Below are 21,842 nucleotides of genomic sequence, written 5' to 3' on the forward strand. Positions count from 1 at the left end.
TGATCGCAAGGAAAACGTGCACTTCACCTTTGACTTCACGGCATTGACTCAGGTCTTCCGCGATGCGGGAACCGCAGCAGTGTCCGTTTTGGGGTAGTTCAAAATTTTCCCATCCGGTGTCTGGAAATTTTCGCCCGCTCGTGCAAGGGGGCCGCGTCCGCCGCTCCACGACCGGCCCCCCGCCCCGGCGGTGTGACCGGCCTCTCAGCCCGGCCACACGATCGATTGCAGCTCGCTGTAGGCGTGCAGGGCATAGGAACCGACATCGCGGCCGACCCCGCTGTGCTTGAAGCCGCCGAACGGCGCCTCCATGTTGCGGCCGACCGTATTGATGCCGACCCCGCCCGCCCGCAGCCTGCCCGCCACCCGGAAGGCGCGGGCCACATCGCCGGACCAGACGTAGTCCAGCAACCCGTAATCGCTGTCGTTGGCCAGCGCGATGCCCTCCTCCTCGTCGTCGAAGGGGACCACCACGACAACGGGGCCGAAGATCTCCTCGCGCACCACCCGCATCTCGTTCGTGCAGTCCGCGAAGAGCGTCGGCGCCACATAGAAGCCGCGTTCCCGCGCGGGACGCTCGCCGCCGGCGACCAGCCGCGCGCCCTCCTTCCCGGCCAGCTCGATGTACGACTCGATACGGTCCCGGTGCGCGGCGGAGATCACCGGGCCGACGACCGTGCCGGGGTCGCCCGGATCGCCCAGCGGCAGACGTTCCGCGTACCGGGCGAGCCCGGCCACCAGGCGCTCGTAGATGCCGCGCTGTGCCAGCACCCGCGTCGGCGCCGTGCAGATCTGGCCGCTGTAGAAGGAGAAGGTCGTGCCGATCCCGGCCACCGCGCTCTCCAGGTCGGCGTCGTCGAAGACCAGCGCCGCGCCCTTGCCGCCCAGCTCCATCAGCTGGCGCTTCATGCCGCGGCCGCACTCCTCGGCGATCTTCTGGCCGACGGCCGTGGAGCCCGTGAAGCTGACCATGTCCACGCCGGCCGCGGCGACCGCCGCCTCGCCTACGGCCGGCCGCGCCCCGGTGACAACATTGACCACGCCCGGCGGCACCCCGGCCTCCGCCAGCGCCTCGGCCATCCGGTACACCGACAGCGGATCCTGCGGCGCCGGTTTGACCACGACCGTATTGCCCATCGCCAGCGCCGGCGCCACCTTGCCCGCGGCGTTCGCCCAGGGGTTGTTGTACGAGGTGATGCAGGTGACGACGCCGACCGGGCGGCGCACCGCGAGCGCGCCGACGACGCCCGCCCTCCCCATCGGCCCGGCTTCGGTGACCTGCGGCGGCAGGCCCGTCTCGACCGGCTCCAGGGCGCCGCGCGCATAGCGCTTGAAGCGGGCCACGGACACCCCGACCTGCATCGCGCGCGCCGTGCCGACCGTCGCGCCGCTCTCCGCCCGCGCCAGCTCCGCGTACGGAACGAGCTCGCGGCGCATCACCTCCGCGGCTCGGTCCAAGATCGCCGAGCGCTCCTCGGGCGCGGTGCGCGACCAGCCCCCGAACGCCTCGCGGGCCGCCTCGACCGCCGCCTCCACCTGCGCCCGGCTCGCCTCCGGGGCGCGCCCGACGACGTCCTCGGTCGCCGGGTTGATCACGTCGTAATGACCGCCATCCGGCTCGACCCACCCCCCGCCGATGAACAGCCGCCCCGCACCCGACGCCGCATCCGGTCCGCTCACCTGGTGCTCACCGTCCTCGTGTCCCGGCCCGACCGCAGCACCGTCCCCGGCACCGCCCCGGTCACCACGTCGTCGCGGATCGTCTCCACGCCGTTGACCCGTACGCTCACCACCCCGAGCGCCTTCGAATCCAGCCGCGGGCTGTCGCCCGGCAGGTCGTGCACCAGGGTCGCGGGCCCCGCGTCGATCCGCTCCGGGTCGAACAGCACCAGGTCCGCGTAGTAGCCCTCGGCTATCCGGCCCCGCTCGCGCAGCCCGAACAGCCGCGCCGGGTCATCGGTCAGCATCTGCACGGCCCGCTCCAGCCCGACGAGCTTGCGGCCGCGCAGACAGTCCCCGATGAAGCGGGTGGTGTACGGGGCGCCGCACATCCGGTCCAGGTGGGCGCCGGCGTCCGAGCCGCCCAGGAGCACGTCCTCGTGCTGCCAGGTCTCCTGCCGCAGCGCCCAGCTGTCGGGGTCGTTGTCGGTGGGCATCGGCCACAGGACCGTACGGAGATCGTCGTTGGCGCAGATCTCCACCAGGCAGTGGAAGGCGTCCTGACCGCGCTCGGCGGCGATGTCGCGGACCACCCGGCCGCTGAGCCCTTCGTTCGCCGCGGAGTAGGTGTCCCCGATGACGTAGCGGTCGAAGCGGGCCAGCCGGCGGAAGACCCCGGCCTCCTTGCTGTCCGCCCGGCGCAGCATCTCGGCGCGTACGTCGGCGTCCCGGAGCCTGGCCATTCGCTCGGGCACCGGCAGGCCGAGGATCTCGCCCCAGCCGGGGATGAGGTTCAGGGCGCAGAAGGTGCCCAGCGACATGTTCATGGGGGTGAGGATGGGCATGGTCAGCGCCACGATCCGGCCGCCCGCCTTGCGGGCCCGTTCGCTGGGGACCAGCTGGCGGGGCACCCGCTCGGGCACCGCGGCGTCGATGGTGAGCACGTTCCAGTTGAGCGGGCGCCCGGCGGCCGCGGACATCTCCACGAACAGATCGATCTCGTCGTCGTCGAACTGGTCGAGGCAGCCCGCGACGATGGCTTCGAGCTGGGTGCCTTCGTGGTCGGCCACCGCGCGGGAGAGGGCGAGGAGTTCGTCGGGGCGGGCGTGCCGCGAGGCGACCGGTTTGCCGTCGCCGTCGGAGTGCGTGGACGACTGGGTCGTGGACAGCCCCCAGGCGCCGGCGTCCATCGCGTCATGGAACAGCCGCAGCATCTCGCGCATCTGGTCGGGCGTCGGTTGCCCGCCCACCGCGTCCGCGCCCATCACATGCCGCCGGAGCGCGCAATGGCCCACCATGAAGCCCGCGTTGACCGCGATCCGGCCCTCCAGCGCGTCCAGATACTCCCCGAACGTGTGCCAGTTCCAGGGCGCGCCCTCCTCCAGCGCCACCAGCGACATGCCCTCGACCTTGCTCATCATCCGCCGGGTGTAGTCGGCGTCCTCGGGGCGGTCGGGGTGCAGCGGGGCAAGGGTGAATCCGCAGTTGCCGCCGGCGACGGTGGTCACGCCGTGGTTGAGCGAGGGCGTGGCGTACGGGTCCCAGAACAGCTGGGCGTCGTAGTGGGTATGGGGGTCGACGAAGCCGGGCGCGAGGACGAGGCCCTGGGCGTCCTCGCTCGTACGGGCCTCCTCGGTGACCGTCCCGGGCTCCGCGATGATCGCGATCCGCCCGTCCCGGATGCCGAGGTCGGCGGTGTAGGAGGGCGCGCCGGTCCCGTCCACGACGGTCGCGCCCTTGATCAGGTGGTCGAGCATGGCGGGGATCCCTTTCTCGGTGCGGTTTGCGGGGCGGCGCCCGGCCAAGGCGCCGCTCCTTCCAGCGCAGACGGACCGTCCGGACCGGCCGGACGGCCCTAGCTGCCCGCCGCCTGACGGAATCGTGTGGTCCGGTGCACCGGATCGGTGTCGATCTTGGGGATGACGTGCTCGCCGATCAGCTTGATGGTGTTGAGGGTGTCCTCGGAGCTCACCCCGATGGGCAGCCCGAAGGAGAGCTGGTCGGCGCCGGCCTGCTCCCACCTCTTGCACTGTCGCAGCACCTCGTCCGGGTCACCGCAGATCATCAGCTCCTCGGCGATCAGCAGCTCGATGATCTCCTCGGTGTACTCGGGCAGGAGCTCGGGCCACTCCGGTATGCCTTCGGGCCGCGGGAAGGTGTCGTGGTAGCGGAAGAGCAGCGACTGGAGGTAGTTGAGCCCGCCGCTGACCGCGATCTCCACCGCCTTCTGGTGGGTCTCCGCACAGATCGCCGTCGAGGTCACCATGACGTTGTCGTTGACGAAGTCGCCGACCGCCTCCGCCTCCTTCACGGCCGTCTTGTACGACTCGACGACCCACTCCATGTCGGAGACCTTCTGCACGCTGAAGCCGAGCACTCCCAGCCCCTTCTTGCCCGCCATCGCGTACGAGGACGGGGAGCCGGCGGCGTACCACATCGCCGGATGCGACTTTCCGTACGGCTTGGGCAGGACCTTGCGCGGCGGCAGCTGCCAGTGCTTGCCCTGGAAGCCGACGTACTCGTCCTGGAGCCACATCTTGGGGAATTCCGCGATGGTCTCTTCCCAGATTTCCTTGGTGTGGTTCATGTCGGTCACGCCCGGCATGAAGCCGAGTATTTCGTGGCTGCCGGCGCCCCGCCCGGAGCCGAACTCGAAGCGTCCGCCGGAGAGATGGTCGAGCATGGCGACCTTCTCGGCGACCTTCACCGGGTGGTTGACGGGGGCGAGCGGGTTGAAGATTCCGGAGCCGAGGTGGATGCGTTCGGTGGCGTGTGCGAGGTAGCCGAGGAACACGTCGTTCGCGGAGATGTGGGAGTACTCCTCCAGGAAGTGGTGCTCGGAGGCCCAGGCGTATTTGAAGCCGGACCTGTCCGCCTGGATGACGTACTCGGTCTCCTCCATCAGCGCGTGATGCTCGGCCTCGGGGTCGACCTTCGCCCTCGCCGCCGGCACATATCCCTGCACAAAGAGCCCGAATTCCAAGGGAGTTCACTCCTTCGGGGTGCGGGGGTCGCCCCCCGGAAGATGACGTTCGTTTGCTTACTTTCCGTCGATGCTCATCACACATTCCGTCACGCCTTCGACGGTACCCGGCCCCTCTGACAATCCGCCCGGCCGAGCCGACGAGACCCGCCCGACCGCCCCGGCGACCCGGAGCCCGGGGCCCACGGCTCTAACTGACGGACCGTCAGATGACGATCGAGGCAGACTCTGGCATCGCCCGCAGCCATCGTCAATAGCTGATGCATCGTCAGTCAACGCTCGCGGGAGGCCCGCGGCGCGCTCGTGCCCGCCCGCGGACGCACGGCGACCACCAGGCACGGCCAGGCGCATGAGGGCCGGTCGCAGGGGCTGACCGCAGGGCCGGTCACCGGGCAGGCCGAGGGCGTCAGAACACCGAGACCCCCGCCAGCCACCCCCCGTCGATGACGAACGGCTGTCCGGTGATGTACGACGAGTCCTCGCACGAAAGGAAGAGGGCGAGCCGGGCCACCTCCTCCGGCTGCCCGATCCGCCCCATCGGGACGACCTTCCCGTAGAACTCGTCCAACGCCGCACTGCCCGTCTCGTCGGCCGCCTTCGGCCCGCCGTCCGCCGCCACCCGGTCCGGGTTGGTCATCGGCGTATCGACCGCCCCCGGGCACATCGCATTGACCCGGATCCCCTTGCCCGCCAGCTCCATCGCCGCCACCCGCGTCATCCCGACGATGGCCGCCTTGGTGGCGGCGTACGAGGTCAGGAACGCCATCCCGGTCAGCGCCGTGTACGAGGCGGTGTTCACGATCGTCCCGCCGCCGGCCGCCGCCAGCTCGGGCGTCACCGCCTTCATCCCCAGGAACGCGCCGACCTGATTGACCTGCACCACCTGCTGGAACTCCGCCAGCGGCGTGTTCACCAGCTCGTTGAAGCGCAGTATCCCGGCGTTGTTGACCAGCCCGTCGATCTTCCCGAACGCCGCCTTGGCCGCCGCGACCGCCGCCTCCCAGTCCGCCTCCTGGCTCACGTCCAGATGGACGTACCGGGCCCGCTCCTCCCCCAGTTCCTTGGCGAGCGCCTCCCCCGGTCCGTCCAGCACATCACCAAGGACCACCCGCGCCCCTTCCGCCACAAAGAGCCGCGCCTCCTGCTCCCCCTGCCCACGCGCCGCGCCCGTGATGAGGACAACCCGGTCTGCCAGCTTTCCCATGCCCGCCTCCCAGCGTTCCCGTGGAGTGCGGCGATCGGCGCCGCACCCGCCTCGGCCCCACTCGTTCAGTCGTTGAGCTGCGTCGCGACCTCCGTGGCGAACGCGGCCATCTGATCCGTCAGTTCACTGCGGCTCCGGCTGCGGAACCGCACCTGTATCTGGGCCACACCCATCGCCCGGTACTCGCGCAGCGACGCCGCGATCCGCTCCGGCGCCCCCGACAGCGTCCACCGCCCGACCTCCCACCCCGGCTCGCCCACATACAGCGGCTCGGCGATGGTCCCGATCGCGATCGGCTCCGCGATCCCGGCCGCTTCCCTGAGGGCCAGCAACATGGCTATCTGGCCGGGCAGCTGATCCCTGCGGTCGCCCTGCGGCAGCCATCCGTCACCGCGGACCGCGGCCCGGCGGACGGCGGCGGGCGAGGAGCCGCCCACCCAGATCGGCGGCCGCGGCGTCTGCGCGGGCCGCGGCGCCTGCCCCAGCCCCGAGAACGCGTACCGCGCCCCCTTGAACTCGGGGAATTCCTCCGGCCCGAGCGCCGCCTTCAGCGCATCGACGGTCTCGTCCAGCACCGCGCCCCGCCGCGCGAAGTCCACCCCCAGCGCCTCGAACTCCTCGGGCACATGTCCCGCGCCGACGCCCAGAATCAGCCGTCCGCCGGAGAGGTGGTCCAGCGTCGCGTACTGCTTGGCGCTCACCAGCGGATGTTTGAGTCCCACCACCGCAACGTGGCTGAGCAGCCGCACCCGCTCCGTCACGGCCGCCAGATGGGCGAGGGTGGCCACCGGGTCGTACCAGGTCGTGCCCATCGCCCCGGCCAGCCGCCGCGGAATCGCGAGGTGCTCGCAGCAGGCGATGTACGCAAAGCCGTGCCGGTCGGCGTCCCGCGCGATCTCCACCAGATCGGCCGGACCGGCCGCCGCCTCCCAGCTCTCCGCGTACAGGGTGCTCTGCGACTGCACCGGAAGCTGCATTCCGTACGCCAGTTGCCCCTCGGGCAGTATCCGCACCATCTGGATGGCTCCTCTTGGTGGATATGCGGTCGATATCCGGCATGCCTCTGAACACGGTCGTCCGACGACCGCCCGTCGTCGGATCCGACGACGGATCCGGCGGCCGATCCGACGACCAACTGGACGGCCTCACCCGACGCCCGATCTGACGGGCCGTCATGCAACGCGGAGGCCATCGTCACGGCTGACGGACCATCAGACAAGAGGCGCGGCAGGACCGGCGACCGGTCGACGCCGACGGCCCAGTGCACGACCACCGCCATCGGACCCACGCCTCCCAAAATTAGGTCACCTGACCTATATTGCTGTCATGAACCACACGACGGGGATATCCGACGAACTCCGGTACGACGCGGCCGGTCCGGTCCTGCTGGTGGGCGGTTACGGAACGGTCGGCGCCGAGCTGGCCCGGCTGGTGGCGCCGAGCTGGCCGCTGCTGCTGACCGGGCGCACCGTGGCGCGGGGCGAGGCGGTGGCCGAGGAGACCGGGGCGCGGGTCGAGCGCTGGGACCTGGCCGGTCCCGCGCCGTTCCGGGCCGAAGTGCGGGCGGTGGTCGGGGTGGTGAACGATCCCGACGACCGGGTGCTGCGGGCGGCGCTGCGCGGCCGGGTGCCGTATGTGGACATCACCCGCTGGACCGCACGCCTCCAACGGGCCGCGACCGTCGCCGCGCTGTACGGCCCGACCGCGCCCGTTCTGCTGTCCTCGGCCTGGATGGGCGGCGTGACCAGCCTGGTGGCGGCGGCCCTGGCCGACGGCCTGGGCGGCGCGGACGGCGTCGACGTCGCCATCCGCTGGGACCTCAAGGACCGCGCCGGCGCGGATTCCGTGGAGTTCATGGACCGGCTCGGCCTGGACTACGAGATCACCGAGGACGGGCGGCGGCACACGGTCATGCCGCTCAGCGATGTCCGCCGGGTCCGCATCGGGGCCCACACCACCAAGGTGGCCCGGATCGACACCCCGGAACAGTTCACCCTGCCCCTCGCCCTGGGCACCGCCACCGCCACCACTCGCATCGGCTTCAGCTCCGCGGCCTCCACCTCCTCGCTGCTGGCCGTCAAGCGGCTCGGCTTCTTCCGCTGGGGGCGCGGTGAACGCTTCGCCTCCGCCCGGCGCGCACTGCTGTACGCCCCCGGCGAGGGCGGCCTCGCGCAGCTCCGTATCGACGTCACGCACGCCGGCCGCACCCGTACCGCGACCGTCACCGACGAGGCGGGTCAGGCCCACCTCACGGCCGTCGGCGCGGCCCTGGGGCTGCGCCGGGTCCTGGGCGCGGACGGCGCCGAGGCGCCGCGCGGCGTGCTCTTCCCGGAGATGACCCCGATCCCGGCCCGGGTCCCGGACCTGCTCGCGGAGTACGGGGTGACACTGGAGATCTCCGACGCCACCGTCCCCGTCACCCCACCCGTCACGAGAGCCGCATGACCGACACCCCCACCACCAAGGGCGCCCGCAAACGCGCCCAGCTCCTCGACACCGCCGAGGAGCTCCTGCTCGCCTCCGGGCACGCCGAACTCTCCATGCGCGCCGTCGCCACGGCCGCCGGCATCCGCCTGGGCAACCTCCAGTACTACTTCCCCACCCGCGCCGACCTGGTGGCCGCCGTCCTCGACCGCGCCCTGTCCCACTCCCTGGAACGCCTCCGTCCGCTCCTGTCCTCGCCCGAATCCCCTGAATCCCCCGGATCCCCCGCGGCCCCCGATCCGGAGCGGGTCGTCCGCGCCCTGCTGGCCGAACAGGACGATCCACGCCTGGTCCGGCTGTACGCCGAACTCTGGGCCATGGCCGCACTGGACGAGGCCGTCGCGGCCGCCGTACGCGCCTTCTACCGCGACTACCGGGACCAGGTCGCCGCCTTCCTCCACGCGCAGCGGCCCGGCCTGACCACCGCGCAGTGCCGGGCACGGGCGGGGGTGTTCACGATGCTCATCGAGGGGGCGGCGCTGTTCCGCTCCGGCATCGCGGATCACCGCTCGGAGGAGACCGACGCGGAGCTGGTGGCGACGGCGGTCGGGATGCTGGGCGGAACCGGCCGCGGCGCCGGCGACACCGCGCACCGCGACTGAACGCGGTCCGCCCGCCCCACCCGGCCACCCCGCCTCAGCGACGGCGATAGAAGGCGAACAGCACGCCGGGTCCGTCCGCGGGCGGCGCGAAGGCCCCGGCCGTACGGAGCGAGAGGAGCGGCGGCTGCGTCCCCCTGGGCAGGGCCTTCGGGCGGCCCGTGGTCAGCGGTACGGCCACGGCGGTTCCGACGGTTCCGGCGGTGTCGCCCTGGGTCATGCCGTACGCCTGCCCGTCGTCGCCGACGGACAGCAGCAGGATCTGCCGCTGTTCCTCGCCCTCCGCGAAGCAGTAGCCCTTGCGCTCCTTGAGGTCGAACGCGAGCGGCCCGGCGGTGAGATAGCGGCCGTTCAGCGACAGGGCGCTCGGGTAGTCCTGCCCCGACCCCTGGTCCGTCAGGCTGTCCAGCGCGCAGCGCACGGTGGCCTCGACCTTGCCGGTCTCGGCGTTGTGCACCGCCCATATGTCGTCCCCGTCGTCCTTGGCCGTCCAGGACGCGAGGACATGGCCCGATACGGCCAGCTGGGCCCTGCTCTTGTACTTCTCGAAGTCCTCCGTCTTGGCACCGGACGGCACGGCACGGCTGGAGTTCCAGACCCCGGGGACGCCGAAACCGCCCACGGAACCGGCCAGCACCGGCCCGCGCCGGGTCAGCGCCTCGACCTCGCTGCTGACACAGCCGATCGCCCCGCACGTGGGTTCGCCGAGCTGCATGCTGTGCGGGTAGCGCTTGGTCCGGCCGGTCCGGGGGTCGAGGGAGACGGACTCGTCGCCGCCCTTCGTGGTGATCAGCAGTCCCGCTCCGGCGTCGCGCACCCACGCCGCGCCGGAGACGCTGTCGACCGGTACCTTCACCACCCGGGCGGGGGCGGCGGACGTGCCCGAGGTCCCGGCCGGGTAGAGGGCCACCGCGACGACCTCCTTGCCCTTGCCGAGCGCGTCCTTGCCGTCCAGGCCGTGCGCCCAGACGGCAAGGTATTCCCGGCCGCCCCGCTCGACGGCCTCCACACCCGGTGTCTCGACGTGCCCGCCCGCGACCTGCTGCGGCTCCGGCGGCTGCCAGGGCCTGCTGCTGAAGCGCAGCGCGCCGGTCGCCTCGTCGCGGGCCTCCAGGACGTACGAGCCGCCCTTCTTCTTGAGGAGCGCGACGATCCCGGCCCGGGGCGCGGCGGCGAAGGGCCGGCTGGTGGCGTCCTCCGGCACCCAGGGAAGGGCGTCCTGCCAGCCCTTGGTGTTGTCGAACGCCGGCGGAACCGGTGCCTTCACCGTCAGCGCCGGCCGGCCGCTGCCGCCCGGGGCGGCGTCCCCCGCGTCATCGCCGCCGCCCGCGTCACCCCCGCAGCCCGTGAGTGTCAGCAGCGCCGCCACCGTCGCCGCGGCCATCGCCGCCGTCGCGTACCTCAACGAACCGACCAGCCTCTCCCCGAAACGGGAACGGCCGGTCAGCTGCCGCCCCCGTACAGCCATGACGTCGGCACGACTGTACGACGCGGCCGGCGGTACGTCCGGTCGGCTCCGGTCGGCTCCGGTCGCCTTCGGGCAGCCGCCGGCCGGCCGTTACGGGGTGACCGCCTACCGGGCGGCGGACGTTCCCGCCTCCCAGAGCCCGTCCGCCGTCAGTCCCAGCAGCTCGATCGCGTTCCCCCGCACGATCCGCTCCACCACATCCGGCGCCAGATGCCCCATCTGCGCCTCCCCGACCTCCCGCGACTTGGGCCAGGTCGAGTCGGAGTGCGGATAGTCGGTCTCGTAGAGCACGTTTCCCGCCCCGATCGCCTCAAGATTCTTCAGGCCGAAGGCGTCGTCGAAGAAGCATCCGTACACATGCTCCGCAAAGAGTTCGCTCGGCGGCCGCAGGACCTTGTCGGCGACGCCTCCCCACCCGCGGTTCTCCTCCCAGACGACATCGGCGCGCTCCAGGATGTACGGGATCCAGCCGATCTGGCCCTCGGCATACATGATCTTGAGGTCGGGGAAGCGGTCGAACTTGCCGCTCATCAGCCAGTCGACCATCGAGAAACAGCAGTTGGCGAAGGTGATGGTGGAGCCGACGGCGGGCGGTGCGTCGGCCGAGGTGGACGGCATTTTGCTGGACGAGCCGATGTGCATGGCGATGACGGTGCCGGTCTCGTCGCAGGCGCGCAGGAAGGGGTCCCAGTAGTCGGTGTGGATGCTGGGCAGGCCCAGATGCGGCGGGATCTCGCTGAAGCAGACGGCTCGGACGCCGCGGGCCGCGTTGCGCCGCACCTCCGCGGCGGCGAGTTCGGCGTCCCAGAGGGGGATGAGGGTGAGCGGGATGAGCCGCCCCTGCGCCTGGGGGCCGCACCACTCCTCCACCATCCAGTCGTTGTACGCGCGCACCCCCAGCAGCCCCAGGTCGCGGTCCTTGGCCTCGGTGAAGGTCTGGCCGCAGAAGCGGGGGAAGGTGGGGAAGCAGAGCGCCGACTGGACATGGTTGACGTCCATATCGGCCAAGCGTTCGGGGACGCTGAAGGACCCGGGGCGCATCTGCTCGTAGGTGATCCCCTCCAGCTTGATGTCGTCGCGGGCGTAGCCGACGGCGGTGTCGAGCCGGGTCAGCGGCCGGTGCAGATCCTCGTACACCCACCAGTCGGCTATCGGGCCGTCGTCGCCCGGGGCGCCCATCGTGGGGGCGAACTTGCCGCCCACGAAGGTCATTTCCTTCAGGGGTGCGCGGACGATGCGCGGGCCGATGTCGTGGTACTTCGACGGGAGCCGGTCCCGCCAGACGGTGGGCGGTTCCACCGTGTGGTCGTCCACCGAGATGATCTTGGGAAAGGTGCCCTTGGTCTCCATGGTCTCCATATCGCTACGGTAGCGCCGATCTGACGGTCCGTCAGTAACCGCGCGGCCACCGACCCGCGCAATACGGGAACCGACCGGGGGCCTCTTCGCGTACCAGACCCAGGGGAGATGCACAGGGGGCGCACGGAACCCGCGCGTCCGCGCCCCTCCGTGCGCCTGCCCCACAACGCCCACCCGGCAGCCGAGGAGGCTTTGTGGACGCTCCAGACCCCTACTGACGTAAAGGGGCTCGACAAGGCAGACTGACCGTTGCGCACAGCGGATACGTGCGAACAGCGCGTATACGACCGGGACGGGGCAGGGAGAGATGATGGACGACGGTACGGGGCAGGGGCAGGAGCGGCTCCGCTTCACCGTGCTCGGTCCCGTACGGGCATGGCGCGGGGAGACGGCGCTGGCAGCGGGCTCCCCGCAGCAACGGGCGCTGCTCGCCGCACTGCTGCTGCGCGGCGGCCGCACCGCCACCGCGGCCGAGCTGGTCGACGCCCTGTGGGGCGACGAACCGCCGCACGCCGCGCTCGCCGCGCTGCGCACCTATGCCTCCCGATTCCGCAAGGCGCTCGGCCCGGATGCCGATGCGCTGGTCAGCGAGTCCGGTGGGTATGCGATCCGGTCGACCGATGGTCGGCCGCTCGACCTCGACCACGATCACGCCGAGCAGTACGCCGCCGAGGCCGAGAAGGCCAGGACCGCCGGCGACCTCAGCCGCGCCCGCGAACTCCTCGACCGGGCGCTCGACCTATGGGACGGCGAACCACTGGCCGGCCTCCCCGGCCCGTACGCCGAAACCCAGCGCACCCGCCTCAACGAGTGGCGGCTGTCCCTGATGGAGACCCTGCTCGAACTCGACCTGGAACTCGGCAGCCATGCCGAAGCCGTCTCCGAACTGACCGCCCTCACCGCCGCTCACCCGCTGCGCGAACGGCTGCGCGAACTGCTGATGCTGGCGCTGTACCGAAGCGGGCGGCAGGCGGAAGCGCTGGCGGTCTACACCGACACCCGCAAATTGCTGGACGACGAACTGGGCGTCGATCCCTGCGCCTCGCTCTCCGAGCTCCAGCAGCGCATCCTGCGTGCCGACGCCGACCTGGACGCGCCGCCCGTCGCCGGCGACGGCCGGGACGCCACCGGGCGGGTCGCCGTACGGCCCCAGCAACTCCCCGCCACCGTCGCGGACTTCACCGGCCGCGCCTCATTCGTCGACGAGCTGGGCGATCAGCTCGCCACCGCCGAGGGCAGCGTGATGGCGGTCTCCGCGCTCACCGGCATCGGCGGCGTCGGCAAGACGACCCTCGCCGTCCATGTCGCGCACGCCGCCCGCGAGCACTTCCCCGACGGACAGCTCTACGTCGACCTCCAGGGCGCCGGCCACACCCCCTCCGAGCCCGAGGCCGTCCTCGGCGCCTTCCTGCGCTCGCTGGGCACACCGGACTCCGCCATCCCCGACGGCCTGGCCGAGCGCTCCGCCCTCTACCGCTCCACGCTCGCCGGCCGCCGCGTCCTGGCCCTGCTGGACAACGCACGTGACGCCGCGCAGGTCCGGCCGCTGCTGCCCGGCACGGAGGGCTGCGCCGCCCTCATCACCAGCCGCGCCCGGATGATCGACCTGGCGGGCGCGCACCTCATCGACCTGGACGTGATGAGCCCGGAGGAGGCGCTGGCCCTCTTCACCCGCATCGTCGGCGAGGAACGCGTCACCTCCGAACGCCAGGCCGCCATGGCCGTCGTCGGCGCCTGCGGCTTCCTGCCCCTCGCCATCCGCATCGCCGCCTCCCGCCTGGCCGCCCGCCGCACCTGGACCGTCTCCACCCTGGCCCGCAAACTCGCCGACGAACGCCGCCGCCTGGACGAACTGCGGGCCGGCGACCTGGCCGTCAAAGCGACCTTCGAGCTGGGATACGGCCAGTTGGAGCCGCTACAGGCCCGCGCCTTCCGCCTCCTGGGCCTGGCCGACGGCCCGGACATCTCCCTGGCGGCGGCCGCGGCGATGCTGGATCTGGACATCGAGTCGGCGGAGGAGCTCATCGAGTCCCTCGTGGACGCCTCTCTCCTGGAATCCGCCGCCCCGGGCCGCTACCGCTTCCACGACCTGGTCCGCCTCTACGCCCGCGATTGCGCCGAACGCGACGAACAACCGCCGTCCGAGCGGGAGACCGCGCTGTCGCGGCTGCTGGACTTCTATCTGGCGACGGCGGCCCGCATGTACGCGCTGGAACGGCCCGGCGACCGCCTCGTCGATCACATGGAGCCCACCGGCTACCCGGGCCTGCAGTTCACCGACCGCCCGGAGGCCCTGCAGTGGCTCTTCGGGGAGGCCCGCTGCCTCCTCGCCTGCGCCCAGCAGTCCACCACGCCACAGACCCTCCGCCGGGCCGTCGATCTGCTCCTGCTCACCCTGGACCTCGCCGAGTCGAGCGCCGACTCGCACCAGTACGAGCAGGCCAATATGAGCCTGCTGGCGGCCGCCCGCGAACTGAGCGACCAGCGCGCCGAGGCGCGGTTGCACACCTCACTGACGAACGTCCACACGCTGGCGGGCCGGCTCGACGAGGCGGACACCCACGCGCAGTCGGCGATGCTGCTGGGGCTGGCGACGGAGGACGCGTTCGCGTCGTCGAACGCGCCCAACGACCGGGGCATCATCGCCGGCATCCAGCAGCGCTACGAGGACGCCGAGCTGTACCTGAGTCAGGCCCGCGCCGCCTTCCGCGACGACCGGAACGAGCAGTCCGAGGCCAGCGCGCTCTGCAACCTGGCCCGCGTCCACCTGGGCACGGGACGCGTCGAGAGCGCCATCAAGCTCGCCCAGGAGGGCATCGGCATCTACCGGAGGCTCGGCGCCACACGCCGTCTCGCCAACGGCATGTACTCGCTCGGGCTGGCCCTCACTCGCGCCGGACGGCTCAACGACGCCCGTCAGCAACTGACCGAGGCCCTGGTCATTTTCCAGGAGAACCGCCAGGGATTCTGGGAAGGGATGACGTTGCTCAGGCTGGGCGAGATCGAACTCGGTGACGGCCGCCCGGCCCAGGCCGCCGAACACGCGGAGCAGGCGCTCAAGGCCCTCCGCGTCGTCGGGGGCGAGCGGTGGCGAGCAGACACCTTGACGCTGCTGGGACGCGCGCTCCACGCCATCGGGCACACCGGCCGCGCACGGGTGTGCTGGCAGGAAGCCCTGCCCATCTATGAGCAGCTGGGCTCGCCGGAGGGCCGCGCAGTGCAGGCCCTGCTCAGCCCGGTGCATGTGTCCTGAGCCAACAGCCGCCACGTTCGCGCAGGTCACAGCCCGAACCGTCGGCGTTTATCGATCGTTCATCGCGGGAGTCCAGTCTCTCTATTGCCGAACCGTCGCCTCGGGGGGCAAGCGGCTCGGCAGCCAGGCCCCACCGCTAGGGTGAGCGGCTCTGGAACGCCCGTCCGGCGACCCACGGGGGAGTCGCTGGCCGGGCTTCCCACAGCGCCCACACTCAGGAGTTGATCAGCATGAGCAACGAGCAGGTACCGCCGGCAAGCGACCGCGACATCATCAAGCCGCTGGACAAGCACATGCCCATCGGTGCACCCGGCGTCCCCAAGAAGAAGCCCACCAATCCAACTACCGCAGAGGGAAGCGCGCCTGCGGTGAGCGCCGGGGACAAGCACATGCCCATCGGCGAGCCGAAGTAAGGCGCCGTACCCGGGGGATCGCAGGGGCCGGTTTCGATGGCTTGGAGGGGGAGCCATCGAAACCGGCCCCTGCGGCTTGTTCGCGCCGCATCCGGCCAAACTTCCCATGTGGCTTTCCTGTACATGATCGGGACGGTTGTATGGCTGTGACCGAACTAATCCGACAACCACTCATCCGCCTTCACCGAGGAGACGACATGCACCGCACCAAACACGTCATAGCCTCCGTCGCGCTGGCCGTCGCGATCGTCGGCACCGTCGCCGCGCCTGCCGCAACCGCTGCCCAGCCCCGGCGCTCCTCGGCGCAGATCGCTCCCATCGACCGCCATATGCCTCTCACCGCGGCCCTCGGAGCCCTGGACCGGCACCAGCCGTGAGCGGGCGCCGTCGCTGAGGCAGCGCACCCCGCACGGCTGCTGACGCATCGTCAGATTCGCTGCTACAGTCACGCCACCCGCGAGCCGCGAGGAGGCGACATGTTCGACCCCGCCCGCATCCACAACCTCTGGGACTTGGTCGAGTACCGAGCGCGGGCCTCCGCCGGGGCGCCCATGTTCTTCGACGAGGACGGGCGGACCGTCACCTTCGACGAGGTGCGGGACGAGGCGGTGCGCGTGGCCGCCGGTTTCCGGGAGCTGGGGATCGGGGCCGGGACGCGCGTGGCCTGGCAGTTGCCGACGCGGGTGGAGACGGTGGTGGCGTCGCTGGCGCTGGCGCGGATCGGGGCCGTACAGACCCCGATCATCCCTCTGCACCGGGAGCGCGAGGTCGGGTTCATCCTGGCCGAGTCGGCGGCGGAGTTCGTGCTCGTACCCGGCGTATGGCGGGGGTTCGACTACGGGGCAATGGCGCGGAAGCTGGCCGGGGACGGGGTGCGGGTCGTTTCGGTGGCGGACGGGTTGCCGGTGGGTGACCCGGGCGATGCGGCCGGTCCCGTGGCCGACGGCGGGGACGGGCGTACCACCTGGATCTACTACACCTCCGGGACGACCGCGTCCCCCAAGGGCGTTGAACACACGGATGCCTCGCTGATCGCCGGCGGCGTGGGACTGGCCACCGCGCTGGGGATGTCGGGGGAGGACATCGGCTCGATCGCGTTCCCGTACGCGCATATCGCCGGGCCGGATTACGTCATCGCGATGCTGGTCAGCGGCTTTCCCGCGGTGGTGCTCGAAACGTTCGAGGCGGGGCGGGCGGCGGCCGTCTACCGGCGGCGCGGGGTGACGATGGCGGGCGGGAGCACGGCCTTCTACCAGGCGTTCCTGGACGAGTCGCGGCGGTACCGGGGAGGGTCACCGGGGGCGGACCGGCTGATTCCGTCGCTGCGGCTGCTGTCCGGCGGCGGGGCGCCGCTGCCGCCGGAGCTGTACGCGGCGGCCGGGCGGGAGCTGGACTGCGCGATCGTGCACGGGTACGGGATGACGGAGTGCCCGATGATCGCGATGGGGACGCCGTACGACAACGATGAACAGCTGGCGCGGACGGCGGGCCGTCCCGTGGTGGGCGCCGAGGTGCGGATCGTACGGGCGGACGGGAGCGCCGCCGGCGCCGAGGAGTCGGGGGAGGTCACGCTCAAGGGGACGATGCTCTTCCGGCGGTACACCGATCCGGCGCTGACGGCGGAGGCGTTCGACGCGGACGGCTATTTCCACACCGGCGACCTGGGACATCTGCGGCCCGACGGGCATCTCGTGCTCACCGGGCGGCTCAAGGACATCATCATCCGCAAGGGCGAGAACATCTCCGCCCAGGAGGTCGAGGACCTGGTGCGCACGCATCCGGCGGTGGCCGATGTCGCGGTCATCGGGCTGCCGGACCGGGAGCGGGGGGAGCGGGTGTGCGCGGTCGTCACGCTTGCGGAGCCCGCCCCCGCTTCCGCCGCCGGGCCGCCTTCCGTCCCGCTGACGCTCTCCGCCCTGACCTCGCATCTGCGGGCCGCCGGGCTGATGACGCAGAAGCTGCCGGAGCAGCTGGAGATCGCGGAGGAACTGCCGCGCGGGGGGCCGCTGAACAAGGTGCTCAAGTCCGCGCTGCGGGAGCGCTACGCCGAGGCGGAGCGGGGTGCGGAGGACGGGGCGGGCGGCACACCGTGAGAGGCGCCAAGCCCTGAGCGGGCCGCCACAGCGGCCGCCGACCGGACTGGACGCCGGCGAAGCAGCTCCTGGGTGCGGCCTGTGCTGCTGCCTCTTCTGCCGCCTGCCACGCCCCGCTCCTGCCCCCCTGTCCCTGCCCCTGTCCCTGCCGCGCCCCTGTCCTGCGGCGCTTGACCTTCACACCGGTGTGAGGCCGTAGAAATGCCGTAGCGAAGTGCCGCCGAAGGTGCCGCAGGAGCCGCGCCGGAGCCACGCGGCCTGCGACGGCGCCTCGGCCGCATGCCTCGGGAACGAGGCGTCCAGGGGAGAAGGGGACAGGACATGACGCAGAGGGAGAGGGAGAGGAAGCCGGACACGGGGCCGGGGACCGAGGGTGCGGGCGCCCGGATGCGGCTGCATGTCGTCCTGCCGGACGAGTCCGCGGCGATGGACGTCCGGACCGTCGCGGAGCTGGCGCAGGAGGCGGAGGCACTGGGGTACGCCGGGGTCTGGCTGCCTGATCATGTGCTGCCGCCGGGCCCGTACGGGACGCCGCTGCCGGGATACGGCGGGGTGTACGAGGCCCTGACCACGCTCGGCTATATCGCGGCGCTCACGGAACGGATCACCCTCGGCACGTCCGTGCTCATCGCCCCGCTGCGCGATCCGCTGATCCTCGCCCGGCAGACGGCGACCCTGGCGCGGCTCAGCGGCGGGCGGTTCGTGCTCGGCGTCGGGGTCGGGTGGCAGCGGTACGAGTTCGAGGCGGCGGGTGTGGACTTCGGGACGCGGGGTGCCCGGACGGACGACACGCTGCGGCTGATCCGGCGGCTGCACTCGGGGCTCGGGGGGCCGTACCGGGACGGGGCGGTGGCGTTCGACGAGCGGGCGGTGTTCGAGCCCGTACCCGAGGTGCCGGTGCCGTTCCTGATCGGCGGGAATTCGGGCGCGGCGCTGCGGCGGGCGGCGGAATTCGGCGGGTACTGGCAGGCGGTGGGGCTTTCGCCGCAGGAGTTCGCGGCGCGGCGGAAGGTCCTCGCAGGCGGCTCCGAGGGGGCCGGGGGTGCGCCTCGTGTCGTGGCGGGGAGCCGTACGGAGTGGTCCTCGGCGGACCGCCCGCTCGCGGACGTCCGGGCCGAGGTGGCCGCCTGGGAGGCGGCGGGCGCGGAGGATCTGGCGGTGTGGTTCGGGCCGGTGGAGGACGGGTTCGGGGAACGGATGCGGGCGTTGGCGGAGGGGGTGGGGGTGGCCGGTGGCAGGGTGACGGCGGCTCGGTAGCTGCGGGGCGTCACGTGGGCATGCGCCTCCGCGGCCCCGGCACCCCGGGGGCGTACCCGGTCGCGTTGCCCGGCCGCACGCCCCCCGGAAGCCGGAACCCCGCCCAGACGCAAGAAACCCCGGGAGCCGGAACCCCCGCCTCGTCACCCGGCCGCCGCGCCTTCCCCCTCCCGCAGTCGCCGTTTGATCACCTTGCCGCTCGCATTGCGCGGCAGCTCCGCGACGAACTCGACCTCGCGCGGCACCTTGTAATTGGCCATCTCGCGGCGCGACCAGGCGATCAGGTCATCGGCGGTGAGGGACGAGCCGGGACGGCGGACCGCAAAGGCCTTGCCGACCTCACCGAGGCGGGGGTCGGGGATGCCTACGACGGCGATGTCGGCGACATCCGGATGGCGGACCAGGAGCTGCTCTATTTCGGCGGGGTAGGCGTTGAACCCGCCGACGATGAACATGTCCTTGATGCGGTCGGTGATACGGAGGTTGCCGTCGGCGTCGAGGATGCCGACGTCGCCCGTGCGCAGCCAGCCGTCGGGGGTGCGGGCGCGGGCCGTACCGGCCGGGTCCTCGAAATAGCCGGACATGACGTGGTAGCCGCGGACCAGGACCTCGCCGGGGGCGCCGGGCGGCAGCGGGCGGCCCGCCGCGTCGACGACGCGGACCTCGGTGCCGGGTATGGCGCGGCCCGAGGTCGCGGCGATGACGTCGGGCGGATCGCCGCGGCGGCACATCGTGACGATGCCGGAGCTCTCCGAAAGGCCGTATGCCGTCAGGACCGTGGAGATCTTCAACTCGCTGCGCAGCCGCTCGACGAGCTCCAGGGGGACGACCGCCGCGCCCGTGACGACGAGGCGGAGCGCGGAGAGATCGTGCAGGCCACGGGCCGGGTGGTCGAGGATCTGCTGGTGGAGGGTGGGCGGGCCGGGGAGTACGGAGATCCGTTCGGCGGCGATGTTGGCGAGGGCGGTCTCCACGCTGAAGACCGGCTGGGGGATCATCGTCGCGCCGCGCAGCAGGCAGGCGATGATGCCGGCCTTGTAGCCGAAGGTATGGAAGAACGGGTTGACGATCAGGTAGCGGTCGCCTTGCTGGAGGCCGGCCAGTTCGCTCCAGACGGCGTAGGCGCGCAGGGTCTGGGCGTGGGTGATGACCGCGCCTTTGGGGTGGCCGGTGGTGCCCGAGGTGAAGACGATGTCGGAGGGGACGTCCGGGCGGAGGCTGTCGGCGCGGGTGGTGACCGTCGCGGCGTCGACGGAGGCGCCGGCGGCGAGGAAGTCCTTCCAGGTGGTGAAGTCGGCGGGGGCGTCGTCGGACAGCACCACGACCTTTTCCAGGTGGGGCAGGCCGGGGAGCGGTCCCGGGCCGGTGCCCTCCTGGGCGGCGCGGCGGAGCGAGGCGACGTAGGACGTGCCGAGGAAGGTGCCGGTGATGAAGAGGAGCTTGGCGCGGGTGCGGCGCAGGACATAGGCGGTCTCGGCGCCCTTGAAGCGGGTGTTGACGGGGACGAGGACGGCGCCGGCCGTCACCGCACCGAGGGCGGAGACGATCCAGTCGAGGGTGTTGGGCGCCCAGACGGCGACGCGGTCGCCGGGCGCGACGCCGGAGGCGATACAGGCGGCGGCGGCCCGCTCCACCCGCTCGCCCAGCTCGGCGTACGAGAGCCGGGTGCGGCCCTCGACCACGGCCTCCTGGGGGCCGTACCGCTCCGCGGCCACGCGCACCAGCCGGGGGATGGAGCCGTACTCCAGGTCCGCCCGCAGTTCCAGATCATCGCGCATCGCACTGCCTCCCGCGAAAGAGCCGGCCGAAACAAGAGCATGACTTCATAGCTGACTGTCCGTCAGATTAGCGGTAGCCTCCTCGGCTGTCAGTACTGACGGCCGACCACGGAGGTGGCGATGGGGGCGACCCTCAAGGACGCTACGGCGATTGCCGGCATCGGGCAGACTCCTTTTGCCAAACAACTCCCCGAATCCGAAAAGACCTTGGCCTGCCGGGCGATCGTGGCGGCGCTGGACGACGCCGGGATCGCGCCGTCGGAGGTGGACGCCTTCGCCTCGTACACCATGGAGGAGACGGACGAGGTCGAGATAGCCAAGGCGATCGGCGCGGGCGATGTCACCCACTTCTCCAAAGTCGGCTACGGCGGCGGGGGTTCGTGCGCGACGGTGGCCCATCTGGCGGCCGCCATCGCCACCGGGCAGGCGAACGTCGGCGTCGCCTGGCGCTCGCGCAAACGCGGCTCGGGACCGCGGCCCTGGAAGAACACCCAGGTCCAGCTGCCGACCCCCGGGCAGTGGACCCGCCCCTTCGGACTGCTGCGCCCCGCCGACGAGATCGGCATGCTGGCCCGCCGCTATATGCACGAGTACGGCGCCACCCGCGATCACCTCTTCAATGTCGCGCTCGCCTGCCGCAACCGGGCCAACCAGAACCCGGCCGCGATCATGTACGACCGCCCGCTGACCCGCGAGATGTACATGACCGCACGCTGGATCAGCGAACCGCTCTGCCTCTTCGACAACTGCCTGGAGACGGACGGCGCGCTGGCCTGCGTCGTGGTCTCCGCCGAGCGGGCCCGCGACTGCCGGCAGCGGCCCGTGTATGTGCACTCCGCCGCGCAGGGCCTGCCCGCCCAGCACCACGGCATGGTCAACTACTGGAACGACGACCCGCTCACCGGGCCCGCCTGGACCGCCGCCCGCCACCTGTGGAAGGGCGCCGACCTCGGACCGCAGGACGTCGACGTGGCACAGATCTATGACGCGTTCACCCCCCTGATCCCCCTCTCCCTGGAGGGCTACGGCTTCTGCGGACGCGGCGAGGGCGCGGCCTTCACCGAGGGCGGCGCGCTGGAGATCGGCGGCCGGCTCCCCCTCAACACCGGCGGCGGCGGTCTCTCCGAGGCGTACGTGCACGGTTTCAACCTCATCAACGAAGGCGTCAAGCAGCTGCGCGGCACCAGCACCGCACAGGTCCCGGACGCCGCCACCTGCCTGGTCACCGCGGGCGAGGGAGTCCCTACTTCGGCCCTGCTGCTGAGGAGTTGACGGTCAATGAGTTCGCGTGA

At 71.7% G+C, this 21,842-nt stretch carries 16 protein-coding genes; 8 read left to right on the plus strand and 8 right to left on the minus strand.

The features are described 5' to 3' along the window. Window positions 1-204: 204 nt before the first annotated feature. The 5 genes from AC5677_RS16500 to AC5677_RS16520 form a co-directional block, all read right to left on the minus strand. Entirely contained in the window at window positions 205-1,680 is a 1,476-nt protein-coding gene (locus AC5677_RS16500) for an aldehyde dehydrogenase family protein (protein WP_497195805.1), read from the minus strand. Beyond that, window positions 1,677-3,416, minus strand: a complete 1,740-nt coding sequence (locus AC5677_RS16505) for an N-acyl-D-amino-acid deacylase family protein (protein WP_497195806.1) — start codon at window positions 3,414-3,416, stop codon at window positions 1,677-1,679. Before AC5677_RS16505 ends, AC5677_RS16500 begins: the two co-directional genes overlap by 4 nt. A 98-nt stretch (window positions 3,417-3,514) precedes the next feature. Further along, on the minus strand, window positions 3,515-4,642 hold the full coding sequence (locus tag AC5677_RS16510) for an LLM class flavin-dependent oxidoreductase (RefSeq protein ID WP_497195807.1): 1,128 nt from the start codon (window positions 4,640-4,642) through the stop codon (window positions 3,515-3,517). 406 nt (window positions 4,643-5,048) lie between these two features. Beyond that, window positions 5,049-5,846, minus strand: a complete 798-nt coding sequence (locus AC5677_RS16515; RefSeq protein ID WP_497195808.1) for an SDR family NAD(P)-dependent oxidoreductase — start codon at window positions 5,844-5,846, stop codon at window positions 5,049-5,051. A gap of 65 nt (window positions 5,847-5,911) precedes the next feature. Further along, entirely contained in the window at window positions 5,912-6,862 is a 951-nt protein-coding gene (locus tag AC5677_RS16520) for a TIGR03619 family F420-dependent LLM class oxidoreductase (protein WP_497195809.1), read from the minus strand. Window positions 6,863-7,172: 310 nt separating this feature from the next. On the opposite strand from AC5677_RS16520, the gene AC5677_RS16525 reads away from it, so the two are divergent. Together AC5677_RS16525 and AC5677_RS16530 are read left to right on the plus strand one after the other, a co-directional pair. Next, entirely contained in the window at window positions 7,173-8,291 is a 1,119-nt protein-coding gene (locus AC5677_RS16525; RefSeq protein WP_497195810.1) for a saccharopine dehydrogenase family protein, read from the plus strand. Next, on the plus strand, window positions 8,288-8,932 hold the full coding sequence (locus tag AC5677_RS16530; RefSeq protein WP_497195811.1) for a TetR/AcrR family transcriptional regulator: 645 nt from the start codon (window positions 8,288-8,290) through the stop codon (window positions 8,930-8,932). The genes AC5677_RS16525 and AC5677_RS16530 overlap by 4 nt, the downstream gene beginning before the upstream one ends. Window positions 8,933-8,966: 34 nt before the next feature. On the opposite strand, the gene AC5677_RS16535 is transcribed toward AC5677_RS16530, so the two are convergent. After that, window positions 8,967-10,397 carry a hypothetical protein gene (locus AC5677_RS16535; RefSeq protein WP_497195812.1) on the minus strand — a complete coding sequence of 477 codons (1,431 nt, stop codon included), beginning with the start codon at window positions 10,395-10,397 and terminating at the stop codon, window positions 8,967-8,969. A gap of 105 nt (window positions 10,398-10,502) precedes the next feature. Then, window positions 10,503-11,747 carry an amidohydrolase family protein gene (locus AC5677_RS16540; RefSeq protein WP_497196648.1) on the minus strand — a complete coding sequence of 415 codons (1,245 nt, stop codon included), beginning with the start codon at window positions 11,745-11,747 and terminating at the stop codon, window positions 10,503-10,505. 319 nt (window positions 11,748-12,066) lie between these two features. Between AC5677_RS16540 and afsR the strand changes: the two genes are divergently transcribed. The 5 genes from afsR (at window position 12,067) to AC5677_RS16565 (ending at window position 18,772) form a co-directional block, all read left to right on the plus strand. Continuing rightward, the gene (afsR, locus tag AC5677_RS16545; RefSeq protein WP_497196649.1) at window positions 12,067-15,009 is read left to right on the plus strand and encodes an SARP-family global regulator AfsR; all 2,943 of its coding nucleotides are present in this window, start codon (window positions 12,067-12,069) and stop codon (window positions 15,007-15,009) included. A gap of 230 nt (window positions 15,010-15,239) precedes the next feature. Then, on the plus strand, window positions 15,240-15,422 hold the full coding sequence (locus tag AC5677_RS16550) for a hypothetical protein (protein WP_497195813.1): 183 nt from the start codon (window positions 15,240-15,242) through the stop codon (window positions 15,420-15,422). Between the two features lie 197 nt (window positions 15,423-15,619). Further along, window positions 15,620-15,799 carry a hypothetical protein gene (locus AC5677_RS16555; protein ID WP_497195814.1) on the plus strand — a complete coding sequence of 60 codons (180 nt, stop codon included), beginning with the start codon at window positions 15,620-15,622 and terminating at the stop codon, window positions 15,797-15,799. A gap of 99 nt (window positions 15,800-15,898) precedes the next feature. Continuing rightward, window positions 15,899-17,515 (plus strand): class I adenylate-forming enzyme family protein, encoded by a 1,617-nt coding sequence (locus tag AC5677_RS16560; protein WP_497195815.1) that lies wholly within the window; start codon window positions 15,899-15,901, stop codon window positions 17,513-17,515. A gap of 321 nt (window positions 17,516-17,836) precedes the next feature. Then, window positions 17,837-18,772 carry a TIGR03619 family F420-dependent LLM class oxidoreductase gene (locus AC5677_RS16565; RefSeq protein WP_497195816.1) on the plus strand — a complete coding sequence of 312 codons (936 nt, stop codon included), beginning with the start codon at window positions 17,837-17,839 and terminating at the stop codon, window positions 18,770-18,772. Between the two features lie 143 nt (window positions 18,773-18,915). Here AC5677_RS16565 and AC5677_RS16570 read toward each other — a convergent pair whose 3' ends face one another. Continuing rightward, window positions 18,916-20,550 (minus strand): FadD3 family acyl-CoA ligase, encoded by a 1,635-nt coding sequence (locus AC5677_RS16570; protein ID WP_497195817.1) that lies wholly within the window; start codon window positions 20,548-20,550, stop codon window positions 18,916-18,918. A 120-nt stretch (window positions 20,551-20,670) separates the two neighbouring features. Between AC5677_RS16570 and AC5677_RS16575 the strand changes: the two genes are divergently transcribed. Continuing rightward, window positions 20,671-21,822, plus strand: a complete 1,152-nt coding sequence (locus AC5677_RS16575; protein ID WP_497195818.1) for a lipid-transfer protein — start codon at window positions 20,671-20,673, stop codon at window positions 21,820-21,822. The last annotated feature ends 20 nt before the right edge of the window (window positions 21,823-21,842 follow it).

It is taken from the genome of Streptomyces sp. JLSY215 (assembly GCF_059682825.1).